The organism is Pseudomonas sp. AC252 (genome assembly GCF_979258105.1).
The window spans coordinates 2,068,517-2,092,796 of record NZ_OZ409837.1 but is presented as its reverse complement, the minus strand read 5'-3'; the positions used below and the strand labels follow the sequence as shown (position 1 = coordinate 2,092,796).

Genomic DNA, 24,280 nt, shown 5'->3' with positions numbered 1-24,280 from the left:
TCTCCCACGCACGGCGCGCTCACGGACGCGCTCGTCGATCAGACACTCACGCTGGATTGCGTGTCGGTTCAGGTCGTGCGGCGCGCCGATTGGTCGGCAGGTACGCAGGCGGGTGACTTTATAGCTATAAGAATTGGAAATTAAATACCGTTAATGAATAACGATATGGCGATTGGTGAGGGGGTGGGTGACCATTTTTGTCACTTACCGACGGATATGTAGCGCTTCGGAAGACGCCTTCGCGAGCAGGCTCGCTCCCACAGGGTTCGCATATGGACTCCAGATATTTGTTGAAAACAGATAACTGTGGGAGCTGGCTTGCCAGCGATGAGGCCAGCGAGGCCACTGGGGATCAACGCTCGTGCAACGCTTCAGCCCGTGCGCGGATGATCGGCTTGAGCAAATAGCTCAACACCGATTTCTTGCCAGTGATGATATCCACCGAAGCGACCATCCCCGGAATGATCAGCAGTGGCTTTTCATCCGTGCCCAAGTGGCTGCGCTCGGTGCGCACTTTGATCACGTAGTAAGTGGTTTTCTTGTCTTCGTCGGTGATGGTGTCGGCGCCGATCTGCTCCAGCTGCGCCTTCAGCCCGCCGTAGATGGTGTAGTCATACGCGGTGAATTTGACGATCGCTTCCTGCCCCGGATGCAGAAAGGCAATGTCCTGGGGGCGGATCTTCGCTTCGACCAGCAGGGTGTCGTCCAGCGGCACGATTTCGACCATGTCGCTGCCCGGCTGGATCACGCCGCCAATGGTGTTGACCAGCAATTTATTGACAATGCCCCGCACGGGCGAGGTAACCAGCGTACGGCTGACGCGGTCTTCCAGCGCCTTGCCGGTGGCCTGGGCCTTGTTCAGATCGGTGCGCGCTTCGTTGAGCTGGGTCAGCGCTTCGCTGCGGAATTTGCCGCGGGTTTCGTCGATCTTGCGTTGCACTTCCTTGATCGCCGATTCGGCACGCGGAATGGCCAGCGTGGTCGCATCGAGCTGGCCGCGGGTTTCCACTTCGGCACGCTTGAGGCGCAACACTTCCACCGGCGAAACCGCGCCCTGCGCCACCAGCGGCTCGGACATGTTGATTTCCTGACGCTGCAAGCCGAGTTGCTGACGGTACTGCGCCTGCTTGGAGCTGAACTCACGCAGCTCTTGCTGACGCTGGATCAACTGCTCCTGCAGGCCGCCGATTTCATCGTGCAACTGCTGACGGCGGCTGATGTACAGCGACTCTTCGCTTTTCGCCTGGCCCGGCACGGCTTTGAGCACGTCCTCGGGGAAATTCAGCGGACGGTCATCGACTTCCGCGCTCAAACGCTCGACCCGCAGCAACATCGACAGGCGATCGGCCTCGGTTTCGCCGACGTTGGAGGCAAAACGTGTGTCATCGAGACGAATCAGCGGCGCTCCGGCCTCGACGATCTGGCCTTCTTTGACGAACAGCTCGGAGACGATACCGCCCTCCAGGTTCTGGATTTTCTGGATCTTCGACGACGGAATCGCCTTGCCGTCGCCCTTGGTCACCTCGTCGATCACGGCGAAGTTGGCCCAGAGCATGAGGAATACGAAGAAGCCGATGATCGCCCAGATGGTCAGGCGCACGACGCGCGGGGCGTCTTCGATCAGCGCCTTGTTGACCTCCGGCAGCGGCTGGCCCTGCAGCGAGGCAGAGCCCTTGAAGTAGCGACGGATCGACTCCTTGACACCGGACTTAAGCAACACTGATCTGCCCCTTCTTCAACGCTTCCATCACGGCGGCTTTCGGGCCGTCGGCGAGAATCTGCCCGCGATCGATCACCAGCAGGCGATCGACCAGCGACAACAGCGATGCCCGGTGCGTGACCAGCACCACGGTCTTGTTTTCAATTACCGCTGCGAGACGTTGCTTGAGGCGTTCTTCGCCGGTGTTGTCCATCGCACTGGTTGGCTCATCCATCAACAGAATCGGCGGATTGAGCAACAGCGCCCGGGCCAGGGCGACGTTCTGTCGTTGGCCGCCAGAGAGGTTTTGCCCGCGCTCGCCGACTTGCAGTTCATAGCCTTGCGGGTGCAAACGGGCGAATTCGTGGACGCCGGCCAGTTCGGCGGCTTGCAGCACCAGCTCGTCTTCGACGTAGCGCGCGCCGGACACCAGGTTGTCACGCAGGGTACCGGACAGCAGCTGAATGTCCTGCGGCACGTAGCCGATGTTGTAGCGCAGTTCGCTGACATCGATCTGGCGGATGTCCACGCCGTCGACCAGCAAGGCACCGTCGTCCGGTTGGTACAGGCCGACCAGCAGTTTAGCCAGCGAACTCTTGCCCGAGCCGCTGCGGCCGATGATGCCGATTTTTTCGCCGGGACGGATGACCAGGTTAATGTTCTTCAGCGCCGGGTTCTGCTGGTCCGGGTAGGTGAAGCTGAGTTGTCGGCATTCAATAGCCCCCTGCAAGACCTTGCGGCTCAGCGGACGCTCTTCGAAATTGCGCTCCTGGGGCAGTTCCATCATCTGGTCGACCGAAGTCATGGTCACCCGCGCCTGTTGATAGCGCGTCAGCAGACCCGACAGCGAGGCCAGCGGGCTCAGTGCGCGACCGCTGAGCATGTAGCAGGCGATCAGCCCGCCCATGCTCAGGTTGCCGGCGATGATCTGGTACACGCCGAAGACGATCATGATCACCCCGGCCAGTTGCTGGATCAGCAAGGTGATGTTCATCGCCAGACCGGAGAGCATTTTCACTCGCAGCTCGAGACGGCTGAGGGTGCCAATGGTTTGCTCCCACTGATACTGGCGCTCGCTTTCGGCGTTGTTGACCTTGACCGCATCCAGACCGGCGAGGGTTTCGATCAGGCTCGACTGGCGCTCGGCGCCCAGCGCCATGGTGCGCTCCATGGTCGCGATCAGCGGCTTCTGCAAGGCGTAGCCGATCAGCAGGGCAATCGGGAAGGCCAGCACCGGAATCCATACCAGATGCCCGCCGAGAATGGCGATGACGATGAAAATCAGAATGGTAAACGGCAGGTCGATCAGACTGGTCAGGGTCAGCGAGGCGAGGAAGTCGCGCAGGCTCTGAAACTCGTGGATGTTCTGCGCAAAACTGCCGACCCGCGCCGGGCGGTATTTCATCGCCATGCCGACGATGCGCTCGAACAGCGTGGCGGAGATGATGAGGTCGGTTTTCTTCCCGGCCAGATCCAGGCACAGGCTGCGCAGGCTCTTGAGGATCAAGTCGAAGATGTAAGCGCCGGTGATGCCCAGCGCCAGTACCCACAGGGTTGCTTCGGCCTGGTTCGGCACCACGCGGTCGTAGACGTTCATCACGAACAGCGGCGCGGCCATGGCGATGATGTTGATCAGGAAACTGGCGGCGATCGCATCGGCGTACAGCCAGCGCGAACGCTTGAGGGTGTCACGGAACCACGAGCGTGCACGCGGGATCAGCGTGCCGTGGTTGACGTCGAATTTGTGCTGCGGCTGGGCGAAGAACACTTTGCCGGTGTAATCGTCGCTCAGCAGTTCACGGCTGACCACCGACTCGCCGCCGTCGCTTTCGCTGAGCAGCACGCGTGCTTCGTTGTCGCCCTGCCAGCCGAGCAGGACGGCACTGCGGCCATCCTTGAGCAGCAACAGCGCGGGCATGGCGATCGCCGGAATTTCTTCTAGCTTGCGCTGCAACACCCGACCCTGCAGGCCGGCGCGAGCCGCTGCGCGCGGCAGCAGCTCGATACTCAAACGTTGTTTGGGCAGCGGCAGGCCGGTGGTCAGCATCGCCGCGCTGGCAGGCTTCTGGTGCAGCATGCACAGGGCGAGCAGACCATCCAGCAACGGATCGTCATGCAACGCGCGTGGATCATGGCTGAGTTGAACTCGACTGACTTCTGATTCCACGCTCGACACTCTTTAACAGTTGAAAGGGATAACTCAGTTCATCCCAGGCAGCTGGACCTTGGGCTTCACGTCGTTCTGCACAACGGATGCCAACGGCGCGACCACTCCCTGGCTTTTGAGCAATTGGCCCATGGTCGCCTTGATTCGATACTGAGTAAATAACTGAATGTTCTTGATTTCCGCCAGACGCCGCGAAGCAGTGAACAGTTCGTTTTCGCTGTCGAGCAAGTCCAGCAGAGTGCGTTCACCGAGACTGAATTGACGCTGGTAAGCGGTGCGCACCGAAGTGCTGTGATCGACGTATTGCTGAGCGATCGGTACCTGAGCGTTGGCGTTGTTCAGCGCGTTCCAGGCCAGGCCGAGCTCTTCGTTCAACTGCCGCAGGGCGTTGTTGCGGATGTCCAGCGCCTGGTTGGCCAGGTATGACTTGGATTCCAGATCGGCTTTGTTGCTGCCACCGGAATACAGGTTGAAACGCATGCGCAGCATGGCCTGCCATTCGTTGTTGTGGCCATTCTGGCCATCGAGATCGTTGTCGGCGGTACGCCCCAGCTCAGCGTCGAAGCGCGGGTAGAAGGTCGATTTGGCGGTGGCGAACTGCTTTTCGGCAGCGGCGATGTCCGACTCGGCGGAACGCAGGATCGGGCTGTTTTCCAGCATTTGCGCGCGGGCTTCATTGAGGTTGGCCGGCATCATCGCCATGAACGGCGCCGGACGCTCGAGCTGGTCGGGCATCTGGCCGACAGCGCTGAGGAAGTTGGTTTCCGCGTCGGCGAGGTTGGTCTGTTCGGTGATCAGGTTGTTGCGGGCTTGCGCCATACGGGCTTCGGCCTGATCAAGATCGGCACCGCTGCCGACGCCGCGCTGAGTGCGCAGCTGGATCTGGTCGTAGATGCGCTGGTGGCTCTTGAGGTTTTCCTCGGCCAGGCGGACGAATTCGCGACGCGTCAGCACGTCCAGATAGACCTGGGCGACGGTCAGTGCAGTACGCTCGGAAGTGCCCAGCAACGAGTAAGCACGGGAGCTGACGTTGGCTTGTTGACGCGCAACTTCGTTGGACGTCGCGAAACCGTCAAAAACCATTTGCGAGAGACGTAAACTTGACTCGCTGCGGTTCAACGTCTCCCAGTGATTGCCGCCACCGTTGGCTCGGGTGGTCACGCTATCAGTACCTTCACGGCCATAACCGCCCAGCAGATCGACCTTGGGCAGGTATCCCCCTTTCGCAGCCTTCAATTGATAATCCGCCGCCAAACGACTGTTGACCCCTGCCTGAATCTCCGGATGGACATCCAGCGCCCGTTGCATGGCTTCTGGTAAGGATTGTGCTTGTACAAAAGAGGCGGCGAGAGCGAAGGGAGCGGCAAGGAGCAAAAGCGAACGCATGGTTGGAATTTTCCCGGAACTTCTTGTCTTGAATCACAGCAAAAAAGTGGCGCTGCGTCGGATGATGGCAACCCGAAAGACCGTATGTCGGAAAGTTCAAAAAAGGAACTGGATGACAGGCTGAAGGACAGGTCGCCGCGGAAATATCAATGTGACATTAGTGGGGCGATTGTTTAGGATGGCTCCCAGAAGGTCAATAGTTTGGCATAAAGTTAATCGCGATAATTTATAGCCAGATTATTGACGGAAATCCAGCGTCAATAAGTTATCCATTTATAGAAAGTACGTCCAGACTGAAGTGGCGCCGACGCCCGTCAGGCCCATGGAAGTCAACTGAATGTGACACCCCGGAGAGTCTTCAATGAGCAGTGTTGTTGCCGTCGTCAAAAGCATTGTCGGTCAGGTTTTCGTGGTGTCCCCAGAGGGCGTGCGTCGCGTACTCGTTGAAGGCGATCGCCTGTATGTCGGCGACCAGATCGATACCGGTCTGTCCGGCGCGGTGTCGCTGGAACTGGCCGATGGCCGCATGCTCGATCTGGGCCGTGACACCCAGTGGAGCGCCAGCTCGCCTGACTCCAGCACTGACCTGGCCGAAGCCACCGCGCAGGCCGCGCCTTCTGTAGAAGAACTGCAGCAGGCCATTGCCGCCGGTGTCGACCCGACCACCGCGCTCGAATCCACTGCGGCCGGCCCGACCGCCGCAGGTACCGGTGGCGCCGCCGGTGGTGGTCACAGTTTTGTCATGCTCGACGCCACCGCTGGCCGCGTCGATCCGACCATTGGCTTTCCGACGGCGGGCATCAATTCTGCCGGCCAAGTCGCGCAGGACACCACCGGCGGCCTGACCACCGACACCACCACCAACGCGCTGCGTGACTCGACCCTGAGCCTCAGCGCCACGCCGACCATCACCGAAGCCGGCGGCGTGCTGGTGTACACCGCGACCTTGACTCAGGCGCCGCTGACCGACCTGACCATCACCCTCTCCAATGGCGCAGTGATCGTCATCCCGGCCGGCGCCACCACCGGCACCGTCAACGTGCCGCTGGCGCCGAACGACACGGTCTACAACGACCCGACCCAAATCGACGTGACCGTCACCGGCACCAGCGGCGGCAACGGAATTACCGTGACCCCGCCGACCGTCCCGGCGACCACGCAAGTGACTGACACCGTCGACACCACCACTGTTACATTGACGGCTGGCTCAAGCGTGACTGAGGGCGGTCAGATTACCTATACGGCGACGTTGACCAACCCGGCACAAACCCCGGTAACCGTCACCCTGTCGAACGGTTCGACCATTACCATCGGCGCGGGGCAGACTACCGGCACCGTCAACGTGCCGACGCCGGCCAATGACGTCTATAACAATGGCAGCACTGTCAGCACCACCATCACTGGCGCTACCGGTGGCAACTTCGAAAATCTGGTGCCGAACCCGACGCCAGCCGTTACCACCATCACAGATTCGGTCGACAACACCGGCCTGACCCTGACCGCGACCAACAACATCGTTGAAGGCGGCCAGATCACTTACACCGCAACACTGACCAACCCTGCGCAAACCCCGGTAACCGTCACCCTGTCGAACGGCTCGACCATCACCATTGCGGCCGGCGAGACCGTTGGCAGCGTCAACGTGCCGACTGCGGCCAATGACGTCTATAACAATGGCAGCACTGTCAGCACCATCATCACTGGCGCTACCGGTGGCAACTTCGAAAATCTGGTGCCGGACCCGACGCCAGCCGTTACCACCATCAAAGATTCGGTCGACAACACCGGCCTGACCCTGACTGCGACCAACAACATCGTTGAAGGCGGTCAGATCACTTACACCGCGACCTTGACCAACCCGGCGCAAACCCCGGTAACCGTCACCCTGTCGAACGGCTCGACCATCACCATTGCGGCCGGCGAGACCGTTGGCACCGTCAACGTGCCGACTGCGGCCAACGACGTCTACAACAATGGCAGCACCGTCAGCACCACGATCACTGGCGCTACCGGTGGCAATTTCGAAAACCTAGTGCCAAACACCACGCCAGCCGTTACCACGATCACTGATTCGGTCGACAACACCGGACTGACCCTCACTGCGACCAACAATATCGTCGAAGGCGGTCAGATCACCTACACCGCGACCTTGACCAACCCAGCGCAAACCCCGGTAACCGTCACCCTGTCGAACGGCTCGACCATCACCATTGCGGCCGGCGAGACCGTTGGCACCGTCAACGTGCCGACTGCGGCCAATGACGTCTACAACAACGGCAGCACCGTCAGCACCACCATCACCAGCGCGACCGGTGGCAACTTCGAAAATCTGGTGCCGAACGCGACGCCAGCGGTCACCACGATTACCGATTCGGTCGACAACACCGGCCTGACCCTGACCGCGACCAACAACATCGTTGAAGGCGGTCAGATCACTTACACCGCGACCTTGACCAACCCGGCGCAAACCCCGGTAACCGTCACCCTGTCGAACGGCTCGACCATCACCATTGCGGCTGGCGAAACCGTTGGCACCGTGAACGTGCCGACGCCGGCCAATGACGTCTACAACAACGGCAGCACCGTCAGCACCACCATCACCAGCGCGACCGGTGGCAACTTCGAAAATCTGGTGCCGAACGCGACGCCAGCGGTCACCACGATTACCGATTCGGTCGACAACACCGGCCTGACCCTGACCGCGACCAACAACATCGTTGAAGGCGGTCAGATCACTTACACCGCGACCTTGACCAACCCGGCGCAAACCCCGGTAACCGTCACCCTGTCGAACGGCTCGACCATCACCATTGCGGCTGGCGAAACCGTCGGCACCGTCAACGTGCCGACTGCGGCCAACGACGTCTACAACAATGGCAGCACCGTCAGCACCACGATCACTGGCGCTACCGGTGGTAATTTCGAAAACCTGGTGCCGAACGCGACGCCAGCCGTTACCACCATCACAGATTCGGTCGACAACACCGGCCTGACCCTGACCGCGACCAACAACATTGTTGAAGGCGGTCAGATCACCTACACCGCGACCTTGACCAACCCGGCGCAAACCCCGGTAACCGTCACCCTGTCGAACGGCTCGACCATCACCATTGCGGCTGGCGAAACAGTCGGCACCGTCAACGTGCCGACTGCGGCCAATGACGTGTACAACAATGGCAGCACCGTCAGCACAACGATCACTGGCGCTACCGGTGGTAATTTCGAAAACCTGGTGCCGAACACCACGCCTGCGGTGACCACCATCACCGACTCGATCGATGACACCGGACTGAGCCTCAGCGCCAGCGGTTCCGTGGCCGAAGGCGGCCAGATCACTTACACCGCGACGCTGACAAACGCAGCTGGCTCGCCAGTGACCGTGACCTTGTCGAACGGCGCTGTGATCACCATCAAAGCAGGCGAAACCACCGGCACAGCAACCGTTGCTGCACCGTCCGATGACGTCTATAAAGATGCCGGTTCCGTGCAGGCGACGATCACCAGCGCTACCGGTGGCAATTTCGAGAACCTGGTTCCAAGCACTGCGCCAGCCGTGACAACAGTCACCGACACCATCGACACTTCGACGGTCAAGCTGACCGCCGATACTTCGGTCGCTGAAGGCGGCACCGTGACTTACACCGCCACCGTCGGCGCTCCGGTCACCGGCTCGCCTGTGGTCGTGACTCTGGCTAACGGTCAGAACATCACCATCGCTGTCGGCCAGACCACTGGCTCCGTGACCTACACCGCACCGAACGATGCCTTGACCGGCAACGCTCCGCTGACCAACTCGATCACTGGCGTAAGCGGTGGCAACTACGAAGATCTGGTGGCGGACAAAACTCCAGTGTCGACCTCCGTCACCGACGTTGCCGACACCACCAATCTGTCGCTGAGCGCGACCGCTTCCGTGGCTGAAGGCGGCCAGATTACTTACACCGCGACTTTGACCAATGCTGCTGGCTCGCCAGTGACCGTAACCTTGTCAAACGGCGCCGTCATCACCATCAAGGCAGGCGAAACCAGCGGTAATGTGACCTTCCCGGCTCCGTCCGACGACGTCTACAAAGACGCCGGTTCCGTGCAGGCCACAATCACCAGTGCCACCGGCGGCAACTTCGAGAACCTCGTCCCGAGCACCACCCCAGCGGTCACTCAAGTCACCGACACCATCGATACCTCGACGGTCAAACTGACCGCCGATACCTCGGTCGCTGAAGGCGGCACCGTCACCTACACCGCCACTGTCGGCGCACCTGTCACCGGCACGCCGGTTGTCGTGACCCTGGCCAACGGCCAGAACATCACCATCGCCGTCGGCCAGACCACCGGCAGCGTTACCGCCCCGGTATCGAATGACGTGCAGATCGGTCACGCACCACTGACCAACTCGATCACCAACGTCAGCGGCGGCAACTTCGAAAATCTGGTCGCCGACAAGACCCCGGTCAGCACCACCGTGACCGACACCGTCGACACCACCAGCGTCGCGCTGACTGCCACCGGCAACGTCAACGAAGGCGGGCAGATCACCTACACCGCGACGCTGAGCAACCCGGCCGGTACGCCGGTCACCGTCAACCTGAGCAACGGTTCGGTCATCACCATTGAAGCCGGCAAGACCACCGGCACCGTGACCGTTCCGGCACCTGCCGATGACGTCTACAAAGACGCCGGCAAAGTCGAAGTCACCATCAAGGACGCCACCGGCGGCAACTTCGAAAACCTGGTGCCGAGCACTACGCCTGCGGTGACCAACGTCGCCGACACGGTCAACACCACGCACCTGACCCTCAGCGCAGAAAGCTATGTGCTCGAAGGCTCTTCGATCACTTACACCGCAACGTTGACCAACGCCGCGCAGACGCCGGTAACCGTCAACCTGAGCAATGGCCAGACCATTACCATCGAAGCCGGCAAGACCAGCGGTTCGGTGACGATTGCCGCACCGAGCGATGACGTCTACAAGGACGTCAGCAAGCTCACCGTAACCATGACCGACGCCAGCGGCGGTAACTTCGAAAAACTCGACGTCAGCAAGACCCCGGTCAGCACCACGGTCAACGACACCGTCGACACAACCGCACTGACCCTGACCGCCAGCGATACCGTCAGCGAAGGTGGCCAGATCACCTACACCGCGACCCTGAGCAACCCGGCCGGCACTGCGATGACCGTGACCCTGGCCAACGGCGCGGTGATCAACATCGCGGCCGGTGCTACCAGCGGCTCGGTGAATTTCCCGGCGCCCGCCAACACCCCGTACATCGATGGCAGCAACGTGCGGACGGCGATCGCCAGCCACAGCGGCGGCAATTTCGAGCGCGTCGAGGCCGATCGTTCGGCTGTGGTGACCAAAGTCACCGACGCCGTCGACACCACCAACATCAGCCTGAGCGCCACCGGCAGCGTTGCCGAGGGCGGCTCGATCGTCTACACGGCGACCCTGAGCAATCCGGCCGGCACCGCCATGAGCGTGACCCTGAGCAACGGCGCGGTAATCAACATTGCCAAGGGTGCGAGCACTGGCACTGCGACCGTCGCCGCGCCTGGCGATGACGTGTACAAGGACGCCGGCAAGGTCGATGCGAGCATCACCAAAACCAGCGGCGGTAATTTTGAAAATCTGGTGATCGACAAGACTCCTGCGGTAACTGATGTCACCGACACCATCGACAACAGCACTGTTTCGCTGACTGCCAGCGCCAGCGCGGTAGAAGGCGGCGTGGTTGTCTACACCGCGTCGGTGACCGCACCGGTCACTGGCTCGCCAGTGCTGGTGACCCTGTCCAACGGCCAGACCATCACCATTCCGGTTGGCGCCAGCAGTGCCAGCGTCAACTTCACCGCGCCGAACGATGCACAAGCCGGCGGCAACACCCTGAGCGTGAAAATCGACGGCGCCAGCGGTGGCAATTACGAAAATCTCGTGGCTGACCAGACCCCGGCGGTGACCTCGGTGACTGACGTCGCCGACACCACCAACCTGTCGCTGTCCGCGACCGGCTCTGTGGCCGAGGGCGGTTCGATTGTCTACACCGCGACTCTGAGCAACCCGGCCGGCACGCCGGTGACCGTGAATCTGAGCAACGGCTCGGTCATCACCATTGAAGCGGGCAAGACCACTGGCACCGTGACCGTTCCGGCACCTGCCGATGACGTCTACAAAGACGCCGGAAAAGTTGAAGTCACAATCAAGGATGCCACCGGCGGCAACTTTGAAAACCTGGTGCCGAGCACCACGCCAGCGGTTACTGATGTCACCGACACCGTCGACACCTCGACGGTCAAACTGACCGCCACCGAAACCGCGGCCGAAGGTGGCACCGTCACCTACACCGCCACCGTGGGCGCTCCGGTTACCGGTTCGCCTGTGGTCGTGACTCTGGCCAACGGTCAGAACATCACCATCGAAGTCGGCAAGATCAGCGGCAGCGTGAGCACTACCGCGCCGAACGACGTCCTCGCCGGCCACGCGCCGCTGACCAACTCGATCACCAACGTCAGCGGCGGCAACTTCGAAAACCTTGTTGCCGATCAGACCCCGGTCAGCACCACCGTGACCGACACCGTCGACACCACCAACCTGTCGCTCAGCGCGACCGGCGCGGTGAACGAAGGCGGCCAGATTACCTACACCGCAACCCTGAGCAACGCCGCCGGCACACCGGTCACCGTGACTCTTTCGAACGGTGCGACCATCCTCATCGAGGCCGGCAAAACCAGCGGCAGCGTGACGGTCGATGCTCCGAAAGACGACGTCTACAAAGACGCCGGCAGCGTTGAAGCGACCATCCAGAGCGCAACCGGCGGCAACTTCGAAAACCTCGTCACCAGCAAAGAGCCGGCGGTGACCACGGTCAACGACACCATCGACACTTCCACCGTGTCGCTGAGCGCAACCGCGAACGTTGCCGAAGGCGAAACCGTGGTCTACACCGCCACCGTGGGCGCGCCAGTGACCGGTTCGCCGGTGGTCGTAAGCCTTTCCAACGGCCAGACCATCACCATCGCTGTTGGCGAAACCACCGGCAGCGTCAACTACGTCGCGCCGAACAGCCCGCTGGCGGGCGGCAGCTCGCTGAGCGTGACCATCGACGGCGCCACCGGTGGCAACTACGAAAAACTCGTGGTTGACGGCAAGCCCGCCGACACCGTGGTATCGGACACTACCGACACCACCAACCTGAACCTGACCGCCAGCGATTCGGTCGCCGAAGGCGGCCAGATCACCTACACCGCCACCCTGACCAACCCGGCCGGCACACCGGTGACTGTGACCCTGTCGAACGGCGCCACGATCACCATCGACGCGGGTAAAACTACCGGCACCGTGACCGTCGACGCACCGAAAGACGACGTCTATAAAGATGCCGGCAAAGTCGAAGTGACCATTGAAGGTGCGACCGGCGGCAACTTCGAGAACCTTGTTCCGAGCGCGGTTCCAGCGGTGACGAATGTCACCGATACCATCGACACTTCGACGGTCAAACTGACCGCCGATACTTCGGTGGCTGAAGGCGGCATTGTCACCTACACCGCCACCGTCGGCGCTCCGGTTACCGGTTCGCCTGTCGTCGTGACTTTGGCCAACGGCCAGACCATCACCATCGGCGTCGGTCAGACCACTGGCACTGCAACCGCTGTTGCTGCGAACGATGCGCTGACCAGCAACGCGCCGATCACCAATTCGATCACTAACGTAACCGGCGGCAATTTCGAAAATCTGGTGGCGGATAAAACTCCGGTAGCGACCGCAGTTACTGATGTTGCCGACACTACAAATCTGTCCTTGAGCGCCAGCAACTCGGTGGCTGAAGGTGGCCAGATTACGTACACCGCGACTCTGACCAACGCCGCTGGCTCGCCAGTAACCGTGACTCTGTCGAACGGTGCTGTGATCACCATCAAGGCTGGCGAAACCACCGGCACCGCAACCGTTCCTGCACCGTCCGATGACGTCTACAAAGACGCCGGCTCTGTGCAGGCAACGATCACCAGCGCTACCGGTGGCAACTTCGAGCACCTGGTACCGAGCACTGCTCCAGCCGTGACGACTGTCACCGACACCATCGATACCTCGACCGTCAAACTGACTGCTGATACTTCGGTGGCTGAAGGCGGCACCGTGACTTACACCGCCACCGTCGGCGCGCCAGTCACCGGCTCGCCTGTGGTTGTGACTCTGGCCAATGGTCAGAACATCACTATCGCTGTTGGCCAGACTTCCGGGACTGCGACTTTCACCGCGCCGAATGATGCGTTGGCTGGTAATGCTCCACTGACCAACTCGATCACTGGCGTGACCGGCGGCAACTTCGAAGATCTGGTGGCGGACAAAACACCTGTCTCGACTTCTGTCACCGACGTTGCCGACACCACTAACCTGTCGCTGAGTGCGACCGGTTCCGTGGCCGAAGGTGGTTCGATTGTTTACACCGCTACACTGACCAACGCCGCTGGCTCGCCAGTGACCGTGACCCTGTCGAACGGTGCGGTGATCATCATCAAAGCGGGCGAAACCACCGGCACCGCAACCGTTCCTGCACCGTCCGATGACGTCTACAAAGACGCCGGTTCCGTCCAGGCGACGATCACCAGTGCCACCGGTGGTAACTTCGAAAATCTCGTGCCGAGCACCACTCCAGCGATCACTCAGGTCACTGACACCATCGACACTTCGACCGTCAAACTGACTGCTGATGCTTCGGTGGCTGAAGGCGGCACCGTGACTTACACCGCCACCGTTGGTGCTCCGGTTACCGGCTCACCAGTTGTGGTCACTTTGGCCAACGGCCAGACCATCACCATCGGCGTCGGTCAGACTACTGGCACCGCAACCGCTGTTGCTGCGAACGATGCACTGACCGGTCACGCGCCGATCACCAACTCGATCACTGGCGTAACCGGCGGCAATTTCGAAAATCTGGTGGCGGATAAAACTCCGGTTTCGACTGCAGTCACTGACGTTGCCGACACCACTAACCTGTCGCTGAGTGCGACTGGCTCCGTGGCCGAAGGTGGGCAGATTACTTACACCGCGACACTGACCAACGCCGCTGGCTCACCAGTGACCGTGACCCTGTCGAACGGCGCCGTGATCACCATCAAGGCTGGCGAAACCACCGGCACCGTGAACGTGGCAGCCCCGTCCGATGACGTCTACAAAGACGCCGGTTCCGTACAGGCGACGATCACCAGCGCTACCGGTGGCAACTTCGAGAGCCTGGTACCAAGCACTACGCCAGCGGTTACTCAGGTCACTGACACCATCGATACTTCAACGGTGAAGCTGACTGCAGACACCTCAGTTACCGAGGGCGGTACGGTGACTTACACCGCCACCGTTAGTGCGCCAGTTACCGGTTCTCCTGTCGTCGTGACATTGGCTAACGGCCAGGCCATCACCATCGGCGTCGGCCAGACCACTGGCACCGCAACCGCTGTTGCTTCGAACGATGCGCTGACCGGCAACGCGCCGATCACCAATTCGATCACTAACGTAACCGGCGGCAATTTCGAAAATCTGGTGGCGGACAAAACGCCTGTATCGACCGCAGTTACGGATGTTGCCGACACAACCAACCTGTCCCTGAGCGCCAGCAATTCGGTGGCTGAAGGTGGCCAGATTACGTACACCGCGACCCTGACCAACGCCGCTGGCTCGCCAGTGACCGTGACCCTGTCGAACGGTGCAGTGATCACCATCAAGGCTGGCGAAACCACCGGCACCGCAACCGTTCCAGCACCGTCGGATGACGTCTATAAAGACGCCGGTTCCGTACAGGCGACGATCACCAGCGCTACCGGTGGCAACTTCGAGAACCTGGTACCAAGCACTACGCCAGCGGTTACTCAGGTCACTGACACCATCGACACTTCGACGGTCAAATTGACCGCCGATACCTCTGTTGCTGAAGGCGGCACTGTGACTTACACCGCCACGGTCGGTGCGCCAGTTACCGGTTCGCCGGTCGTCGTGACTCTGGCCAACGGCCAGACCATCACCATCGGCGTCGGTCAGACCACTGGCACTGCAACCGCTGTTGCTGCGAACGATGCGCTGGCCGGCAACGCGCCGATCACCAACTCGATCACTGGCATGAGCGGCGGCAATTTCGAAAATCTGGTGGCGGACAAAACGCCTGTATCGACCGCAGTTACGGATGTTGCCGACACAACCAACCTGTCCCTGAGCGCCAGCAATTCGGTGGCTGAAGGTGGCCAGATCACCTACACCGCGACATTGACCAACGCCGCTGGCTCGCCAGTGACCGTGACCCTGTCGAACGGTGCAGTGATCACCATCAAGGCTGGCGAAACCACCGGCACCGTGAACGTGGCAGCCCCGTCCGATGACGTCTACAAAGACGCCGGTTCCGTACAGGCGACGATCACCAGCGCTACCGGTGGCAACTTCGAGAGCCTGGTACCAAGCACTACGCCAGCGGTTACTCAGGTCACTGACACCATCGATACTTCAACGGTGAAGCTGACTGCAGACACCTCAGTTACCGAGGGCGGTACGGTGACTTACACCGCCACCGTTAGTGCGCCAGTTACCGGTTCTCCTGTCGTCGTGACATTGGCTAACGGCCAGGCCATCACCATCGGCGTCGGCCAGACCACTGGCACCGCAACCGCTGTTGCTTCGAACGATGCGCTGACCGGCAACGCGCCGATCACCAATTCGATCACTAACGTAACCGGCGGCAATTTCGAAAATCTGGTGGCGGACAAAACGCCTGTATCGACCGCAGTTACGGATGTTGCCGACACAACCAACCTGTCCCTGAGCGCCAGCAATTCGGTGGCTGAAGGTGGCCAGATTACGTACACCGCGACCCTGACCAACGCCGCTGGCTCGCCAGTGACCGTGACCCTGTCGAACGGTGCAGTGATCACCATCAAGGCTGGCGAAACCACCGGCACCGCAACCGTTCCAGCACCGTCGGATGACGTCTATAAAGACGCCGGTTCCGTACAGGCGACGATCACCAGCGCTACCGGTGGCAACTTCGAGAACCTGGTACCAAGCACTACGCCAGCGGTTACTCAGGTCACTGACACCATCGACACTTCGACGGTCAAATTGACCGCCGATACCTCTGTTGCTGAAGGCGGCACTGTGACTTACACCGCCACGGTCGGTGCGCCAGTTACCGGTTCGCCGGTCGTCGTGACTCTGGCCAACGGCCAGACCATCACCATCGGCGTCGGTCAGACCACTGGCACTGCAACCGCTGTTGCTGCGAACGATGCGCTGGCCGGCAACGCGCCGATCACCAACTCGATCACTGGCATGAGCGGCGGCAATTTCGAAAATCTGGTGGCGGACAAAACGCCTGTATCGACCGCAGTTACGGATGTTGCCGACACAACCAACCTGTCCCTGAGCGCCAGCAATTCGGTGGCTGAAGGTGGCCAGATCACCTACACCGCGACATTGACCAACGCCGCTGGCTCGCCAGTGACCGTGACCCTGTCGAACGGTGCAGTGATCACCATCAAGGCTGGCGAAACCACCGGCACCGTGAACGTGGCAGCCCCGTCCGACGACGTCTACAAAGACGCCGGTTCCGTACAGGCGACGATCACCAGCGCTACCGGTGGCAACTTCGAGAGCCTGGTACCAAGCACTACGCCAGCGGTTACTCAGGTCACTGACACCATCGATACTTCAACGGTGAAGCTGACTGCAGATACCTCAGTTGCCGAGGGCGGCACCGTCACTTACACCGCAACCGTCGGCGCACCGGTTACCGGCTCGCCAGTGGTGGTCACTTTGGCCAACGGCCAGACCATCACCATCGGCGTCGGTCAGACCACTGGCACTGCAACCGCTGTTGCTTCGAACGATGCACTGACCGGCCACGCGCCGATCACCAACGCGATCACCAACGTCAGCGGCGGCAACTTCGAAAATCTGGTGGCGGACAAAACGCCTGTATCGACCGCAGTTACGGATGTTGCCGACACAACCAACCTGTCCCTGAGCGCCAGCAATTCGGTGGCTGAAGGTGGCCAGATCACGTACACCGCGACATTGACCAACGCCGCTGGCTCGCCTGTAACCGTGACTTTGTCGAACGGCGCCGTGATCACCATCAAGGCTGGCGAAACCACCGGCACCGCAACCGTTCCAGCACCGTCGGATGACGTCTATAAAGACGCCGGTTCCGTACAGGCGACGATCACCAGCGCTACCGGTGGCAACTTCGAGAGCCTGGTACCAAGCACTACGCCAGCGGTTACTCAGGTCACTGACACCATCGACACCTCGACCGTCAAACTGACCGCCGATACTTCGGTAGCCGAAGGCGGTACCGTGACTTACACCGCAACCGTCGGCGCGCCAGTTACCGGTTCGCCTGTCGTGGTGACTCTGACTAACGGCCAGACCATCACCATCGGCGTCGGTCAGACCACTGGCACTGCAACCGCTGTTGCTTCGAACGATGCACTGACCGGCCACGCGCCGATCACCAATGCGATCACCAACGTCAGCGGCGGCAATTTCGAAAACCTCGTCGCCGATAAGACCCCAGTCAGCACCACCGTGACTGACACCGTCGACACCACCAATCTGACCTTGAGCGCCAGCAATTCGGTTGCCGAGGGTGGCCAGATCACCTACACCGCGACATTGACCAACGCCGCTGGCTCGCCAGTGACCGTAACCTTGTCGAACGGCGCCGTGATCACCATCAAGGCCGGTGAAACCACTGGCACCGCAACCGTTCCAGCACCGTCCGACGACGTCTACAAAGATGCCGGCTCGGTGCAGGCAACGATTAAAACCGCTACCGGTGGCAACTTCGAGAACCTGGTACCAAGCACTACGCCAGCGGTTACCCAGGTCACCGACACCATCGATACTTCGACAGTCAAACTGACCGCCGACACTTCGGTAGCCGAAGGCGGCACCGTGACTTACACCGCCACCGTCGGCGCACCGGTTACCGGCTCGCCGGTCGTCGTGACTTTGGCCAACGGCCAGACCATCACCATCGGCGTCGGTCAGACCACTGGCACTGCAACCGCTGTTGCTGCGAACGATGCGCTGACCGGGAATGCGCCGATCACCAACTCGATCACTGGCGTGAGCGGCGGCAATTTCGAAGATCTGGTTGCGGACAAAACTCCAGTTTCGACTTCTGTCACCGACGTTACCGACACTACAAATCTGTCCTTGAGTGCCAGCAATTCGGTGGCTGAAGGTGGCCAGATTACGTACACCGCGACCCTGACCAACGCCGCTGGCTCGCCAGTGACAGTCACCTTGTCGAACGGCGCTGTGATCACCATCAAGGCTGGCGAAACCACCGGTACTGCGACCGTTCCTGCACCTTCTGATGACGTCTACAAAGATGCCGGCTCCGTGCAGGCGACGATCACCAGCGCTACCGGTGGCAACTTCGAGAACCTGGTACCAAGCACTACGCCAGCGGTTACTCAGGTCACTGACACCATCGACACTTCGACCGTCAAATTGACCGCCGATACCTCGGTGGCCGAAGGCGGCACCGTGACTTACACCGCAACCGTGGGCGCACCGGTTACCGGCTCGCCAATGGTGGTCACTTTGGCCAACGGCCAGACCATCACCATCGGCGTCGGTCAGACCACTGGCACTGCAACCGCTGTTGCTTCGAACGATGCACTGACCGGCCACGCGCCGATCACCAACGCGATCACCAACGTCAGCGGCGGCAACTTCGAAAATCTGGTGGCGGACAAAACTCCGGTTTCGACCGCAGTTACCGATGTTGCCGACACAACCAACCTGTCCCTGAGCGCCAGCAATTCGGTGGCCGAAGGTGGCCAGATCACCTACACCGCGACATTGACCAACGCCGCTGGCTCGCCTGTAACCGTGACCTTATCGAACGGCGCCGTGATCACCATCAAGGCCGGTGAAACCACTGGCACCGCCACCGTTCCGGCACCGTCCGACGACGTCTATAAAGATGCCGGTTCCGTGCAGGCAACCATCAGCAAAGCCACTGGCGGCAACTTCGAAAACCTGGTGACCAGCAGCACGCCTGCCGTGACCAGTGTTACGGACACCATCGACACCACCACCGTAAAACTGAGCGCAACCGCCACAGCGGCAGAAGGCGGCAATGTCGTCTACACCGCAACCGTCGGCGCCCCCGTCACCGGTTCGCCAGTTGTCGTAACGTTGGCCAACGGCCAGAACATCACCATCGCGGTCGGCCAGACCACCGGCACCGTAACGGCCATCGCACCGAACGATGCGCTGACCGGCAACGCGCCGATCACCAATTCGATCACTAACGTAACCGGCGGCAATTTCGAAAATCTGGTGGCGGACAAAACGCCAGTCAGCACCACCGTGACCGACACCGTCGACACCACCAGCCTGTCGCTGTCGGCAACAAACTCGGTGGCTGAAGGTGGCCAGATCACTTACACCGCGACCTTGACCAACGCCGCTGGCTCGCCAGTGACCGTAACCTTGTCTAATGGTGCCGTGATCACCATCAAGGCAGGCGAAACCACCGGCACCGTGAACGTTCCAGCGCCAGCTGACGACGTCTACAAAGACGCCGGCACCGTGCAGGCGACCATCAGCAGCGCCACCGGAGGCAGCTTCGAAAAACTGGTACCGAGCACCACGCCAGCAGTGACCAGCGTCACCGACACCGTCGACACCACCACCGTCAGCATCACTGGCAGCAGCTCGGTGACCGAAGGCCAGACCGCCAGCTATACCGTCAGCCTCAATCACCCGGCGCAGACCGAAGTGACCCTGAAAATCGTCTACAGCGGCACCGCCGCCGACGGTTCGGACTTCACTGGCGTGTACACCGTGAAGATCCCGGCGGGCGCCAGCAGCGCGCAGTTCAACGTCGCCACCCTCGATGACAAGATCACCGAAGGCACCGAGAACTTCGTGGTCAAGATCGATTCGGCTACCGGCGGCAACTTCGAGAACCTCGCGGTCAGCAGCACCAATGGCAGCGTCAGCACTTCGATCATCGACAACGATGCGCCACCGGTGCTCGATCTGGACGCCAACAACTCCAGCGGTGCGACCGGTGCCGATTACAAAGTGACGTTCACCGAGAACACCCCGGGCGCCGGCGTGTCGATCGCTGACACCGACATCAGCATCACCGACCCGGACAGCACGATGCTGACCGGTGCCACCGTGGTGCTGACCAACCGTCAGGACGGCGATGCGCTGAATCTGGGCAACAGCGTCAATGGCATCACCATCAATGCCAACAGCACCAACGGCACGGTGACCCTGACGCTCTCGGGTAACGCGACCCTGGCCGACTACATGCAGGCCATCAAGAACATCAGCTTCACCAACAGCAGCGAAAACCCGAGCACCGTGCCACGCATCATCACCGTGACGGTGACCGATGGCGGCAACTATTCGAACACCGCGACGACCACGGTCAACGTGGTGGCGGTCAACGATGCACCGGTCGCCGCGCCGAGCAATGTCACCGGCACCGAAGACACGCCGCTGGTACTCGGCTGGTCGATCTTCGGCGTCAGCGATGTCGACAGCCCGGCGAGCAGCCTCGGTATCAAGATCACGCAGCTGCCGGGCGAGGGCAAACTGCAGTATCTGGACGGTTCTACCTGGAAGGATGTGGCCAACAACCAGACCTTCAGCAAGGCTGACATCGACGCTGGCAAGCTGCGTTTCCTGCCGGATGCCAACGAGTCGGGCAGCAACGGTTACGGCGGCACCGGTCTGGGCAACAATCAGGCGGATTACGCACAGATCAAGTTCCAGCCTACCGACGGCCAGGCGCTGGGCAGCACCGGCACAGTGAAGATCGACATCACGCCAGTGGCGGATGCGCCGACCGTAGCCGTGGCTGACAACAGTGTGAAATCCACCGGCCTGATCAAGGAAGTCTGGACCGGTCTGTCGGGCCTGGGCACCGACGGCAGCGGCGCGAACTCGACCACTCTGAAAAGTGTGATCGATGCGGCCGGCAAGCCGAACTCCAGCGGTAACATCACCAATGTGCAGTCCGATGGCAGCGTCGCGGCCGGTACGGCTTCGAAGACCTCTGGCCTGATCTATCTGGAAGCCGGCAAGACCTACAGCTTCAGCGGCGTGGCCGATGACAGCCTGCTGATCACCATCGGCGGCAAGAACGTGGCTTCCGGTACCTGGGGCGCGGGCGGTGCGATCAATGGTTCGTTCACCCCGACCACCAGCGGCTACTACACCCTCGACATCTACCACCACAACCAGAGCGGCCCGGGCAGCTACGACGTCAACCTGTCGGTCAACGGCGGCACGCCGATCGATCTGAGCAACGCCGGCGTGCCGATCTACACCGGTGTGCAGGACCTGATCAACTCGGGCGTGACCGTCTCCGATCTGCACGGCACTAATGGCGAAGGCTATTACGACGGCTACAAGCTCAACACCGGCGCCGAAGGCACCACGGTGAAACTGTCGGCGATCAGCACCGCGCTGACCGACACCGACGGCTCGGAAACCCTGAGCGTGAAGATCAGCGGCGCGCCGGTCGGCTCGGTGCTCAGCGATGGCGCGGGTCATACCTTCACCGTTACCGCGAACAATGGCGAAGCCAACGTCACCGGCTGGAACCTCGGCTCTCTGACCGTGACTCCGCCGACCTACTACAACGGCCAGTTCAACCTGACCGTGACTTCGACGTCCACCGAACAGGTCGGCGGCTCGGCAAGCAGCAGCGCGACCATTCCGGTCACGGTAGTGCCTGCGGTGTACAACGCGGTCACCGCCACCTCGGGTGACGACAACGTCACCGGCACCGACGCCAACGACATCATCGTCGCAGACATCGGCGGCCTGACCGTGGTCCCGGGCACCAATTACAACATCGCGTTCATGGTCGACAGCTCGGGCAGCATGAGCGCCTCGTCGCTGAACGCTGCGAAAGACTCGCTGACCTCGGTGTTCAACAGCCTCAAGCAAAGTCTGGGCGGCAGCAATTCGGGCACGGTGAATATCTTCCTGGTGGACTTCGATACCCAGGTCAACAAGTCGGTGTCGGTGAATCTCAACGACCCGAATGCGCTGGCGCAACTCAAAGCCGTGCTGGATTCGATGGGCTCCGGTGGCGGCACTAACTACGAGGACGTGTTCAAGACCACGGCCAACTGGTTCCAGAGTGCCGACGCGGTGGCCAACAGCGGCGCGAAAAACCTGACGTACTTCATCACTGATGGCCAGCCGACCTATTACCAGACCGGCGAGCAAACCAATCCGACGCTGTATGGCAATGTGAAGCTCGACGACGTGGTGAAAACCAGCAACTACAAGCCGGGCGACACCTTCAGCACGTACATCGACAACACTCACGCATTGACGATCAACAGTGCCGGCACCGTGACTCTGCAGACCTACAGTTCGTGGTGGGGCTGGAGCAGCAGCAATCTGGGCACCATTCACGCTCAGGGTGACGGCACTTACGAGCTGTCGAACCTGGCCGGTACCGGTAACAGCACCAACTCGTCGACCACCAGCAACTCGACCAGCGGCTTTGCCTTGTTGAGCGGATTGTCGAACGTCGAAGCCATTGGCCTGAACAACGACGTCAGCCTCAACGACCTCAAGCCGTACGACTCGGACAAAACGCCGCAAACCAACATCGATCCGAAGGATCTGGCCAACTCGATCATCGGCCATACCGAAGCGACGATGCCAGGTAACGACACCGTCAACGGCGGCGAAGGCAACGACATCCTGTTCGGCGATCTGGTCAGCTTCAACGGCATTGCCGGCGAGGGTTACCAGGCGATGCAGGCGTTCGTCGCCAAGGAAACCGGCGTCGATGTCAGCAAAGTCAGCACCAGCAACGTGCACCAGTACATCACCGAGCACTATCAGGCGTTCGATGTGTCCGGTGCGCACGATGGCAACGACACGCTGCTGGGTGGCGCAGGCAATGACATCCTGTTCGGCTCGGGTGGCACCGACCTGCTCGACGGCGGCAAAGGCAATGACATCCTGCTCGGCGGCACTGGCAACGACACGCTGATTGGCGGTCAGGGCAACGACATCCTGATTGGCGGTTCCGGTGGCGACACCTTCGTCTGGAAATCGGGCGACACCGGTAACGACGTGATCAAGGATTTCAAAGCCAGCGAAGGCGACCGCATCGACCTGCGCGACCTGTTGCAGGGCGAAACCGGCAGCACGATCGACAACTTCCTGAAGATCACCACGGTCGATGGCACGTCGTCGCTGCAAGTCAGCTCGGCGGGCAAATTCAACTCGGGCGATGCCGCTGCGGCCACGCCGGACGTGACGATCAAACTGGAAGGCAACAACTGGGCGAGCGCCAACCTGCACAACCTGATTGCCGGCAGCGATCCGACCATCAAGGTCGACCACAACAACAGCTGAGGCTGAAACCAAAACGGCCGCCTCCTGTGAGGCGGCCGTCGCGTTTGCGGGCGATGCAGCGGTGACGATTTGATCGTCGCCCCGCATACTGGCGCGCAGTTGGCTATGCTGCTGACAGCATGACGCTGTTCATTTGTGAGGGATGCTCAATGTTTTACGTGCAACGCGATGCGCAAGGCCTGTTGATTCGCGTGGAAGCTGCGGCGTACGCCGAGGCCACGGAAACGCTGCCCGCCGATAACCATGAAATTCAGGCGTGGTACGCCAACGAAGCCGTGGAAAACAGCCTCAAACAGCTCAAGCAGAGCGACTTTGAAATGATTCGGGTACTCGACGACCTGATTCAGGTGCTGACCCAGAAAGGCGTGATCCGCGTCACCGACCTGCCGGCGGCGGCCCAGGCCAAACTGATGGACCGCACCCAGGCGCGTGAAGCGCTGGGCGGCTTGAGCCAGTTGATCGATGAGGATGAAGGCGGGTTGATCTGATCCTGGATCTTCACCGACTGGACTGGCCCTTTCGCGAGCAGGCTCGCTCCCACAATGATCGTTCCCACGCTCCGCGTGGGAATGCATCAAGGGACGCTCCGCGTTCCGACCGCAACTTAGTTATCACGGCCCGTCACCGT

Annotated in this window: 5 protein-coding genes and 1 pseudogene; 3 read left to right on the top strand and 3 right to left on the bottom strand. The window is 61.0% G+C overall.

Annotated features, from left to right (window positions below):
- Positions 1 to 352: 352 nt before the first annotated feature.
- Genes ACZZZ4_RS09695 through ACZZZ4_RS09685 form a run of 3 tightly spaced genes read right to left on the bottom strand, consistent with a single transcriptional unit; the run spans position 353 to position 5,252 of the window.
- Entirely contained in the window at positions 353 to 1,720 is a 1,368-nt protein-coding gene (locus ACZZZ4_RS09695) for an HlyD family type I secretion periplasmic adaptor subunit (RefSeq protein WP_024011116.1), read from the bottom strand.
- Positions 1,710 to 3,866, bottom strand: a complete 2,157-nt coding sequence (locus ACZZZ4_RS09690) for a type I secretion system permease/ATPase (protein WP_039756281.1) — start codon at positions 3,864 to 3,866, stop codon at positions 1,710 to 1,712. Before ACZZZ4_RS09690 ends, ACZZZ4_RS09695 begins: the two co-directional genes overlap by 11 nt.
- A gap of 33 nt (positions 3,867 to 3,899) precedes the next feature.
- Positions 3,900 to 5,252, bottom strand: coding sequence for a TolC family outer membrane protein (locus tag ACZZZ4_RS09685; protein WP_463547713.1), 1,353 nt, complete (start codon positions 5,250 to 5,252; stop codon positions 3,900 to 3,902).
- A 361-nt stretch (positions 5,253 to 5,613) separates the two neighbouring features.
- On the opposite strand from ACZZZ4_RS09685, the pseudogene ACZZZ4_RS09680 reads away from it, so the two are divergent.
- The 3 genes and pseudogenes from ACZZZ4_RS09680 to ACZZZ4_RS09670 all read left to right on the top strand — a co-directional run.
- Positions 5,614 to 9,063 (top strand): annotated as a pseudogene (locus tag ACZZZ4_RS09680) (beta strand repeat-containing protein); the annotation flags it as partial.
- A gap of 21 nt (positions 9,064 to 9,084) precedes the next feature.
- A complete protein-coding gene (locus ACZZZ4_RS09675; RefSeq protein WP_463549263.1) occupies positions 9,085 to 23,652 on the top strand; it encodes an immunoglobulin-like domain-containing protein in 14,568 nt (4,855 codons plus the stop codon).
- A gap of 149 nt (positions 23,653 to 23,801) precedes the next feature.
- Positions 23,802 to 24,140: a tryptophan synthase subunit beta gene (locus ACZZZ4_RS09670; RefSeq protein ID WP_463547712.1), complete on the top strand. Its 339-nt coding sequence runs from the start codon at positions 23,802 to 23,804 to the stop codon at positions 24,138 to 24,140.
- Positions 24,141 to 24,280: the final 140 nt, after the last annotated feature.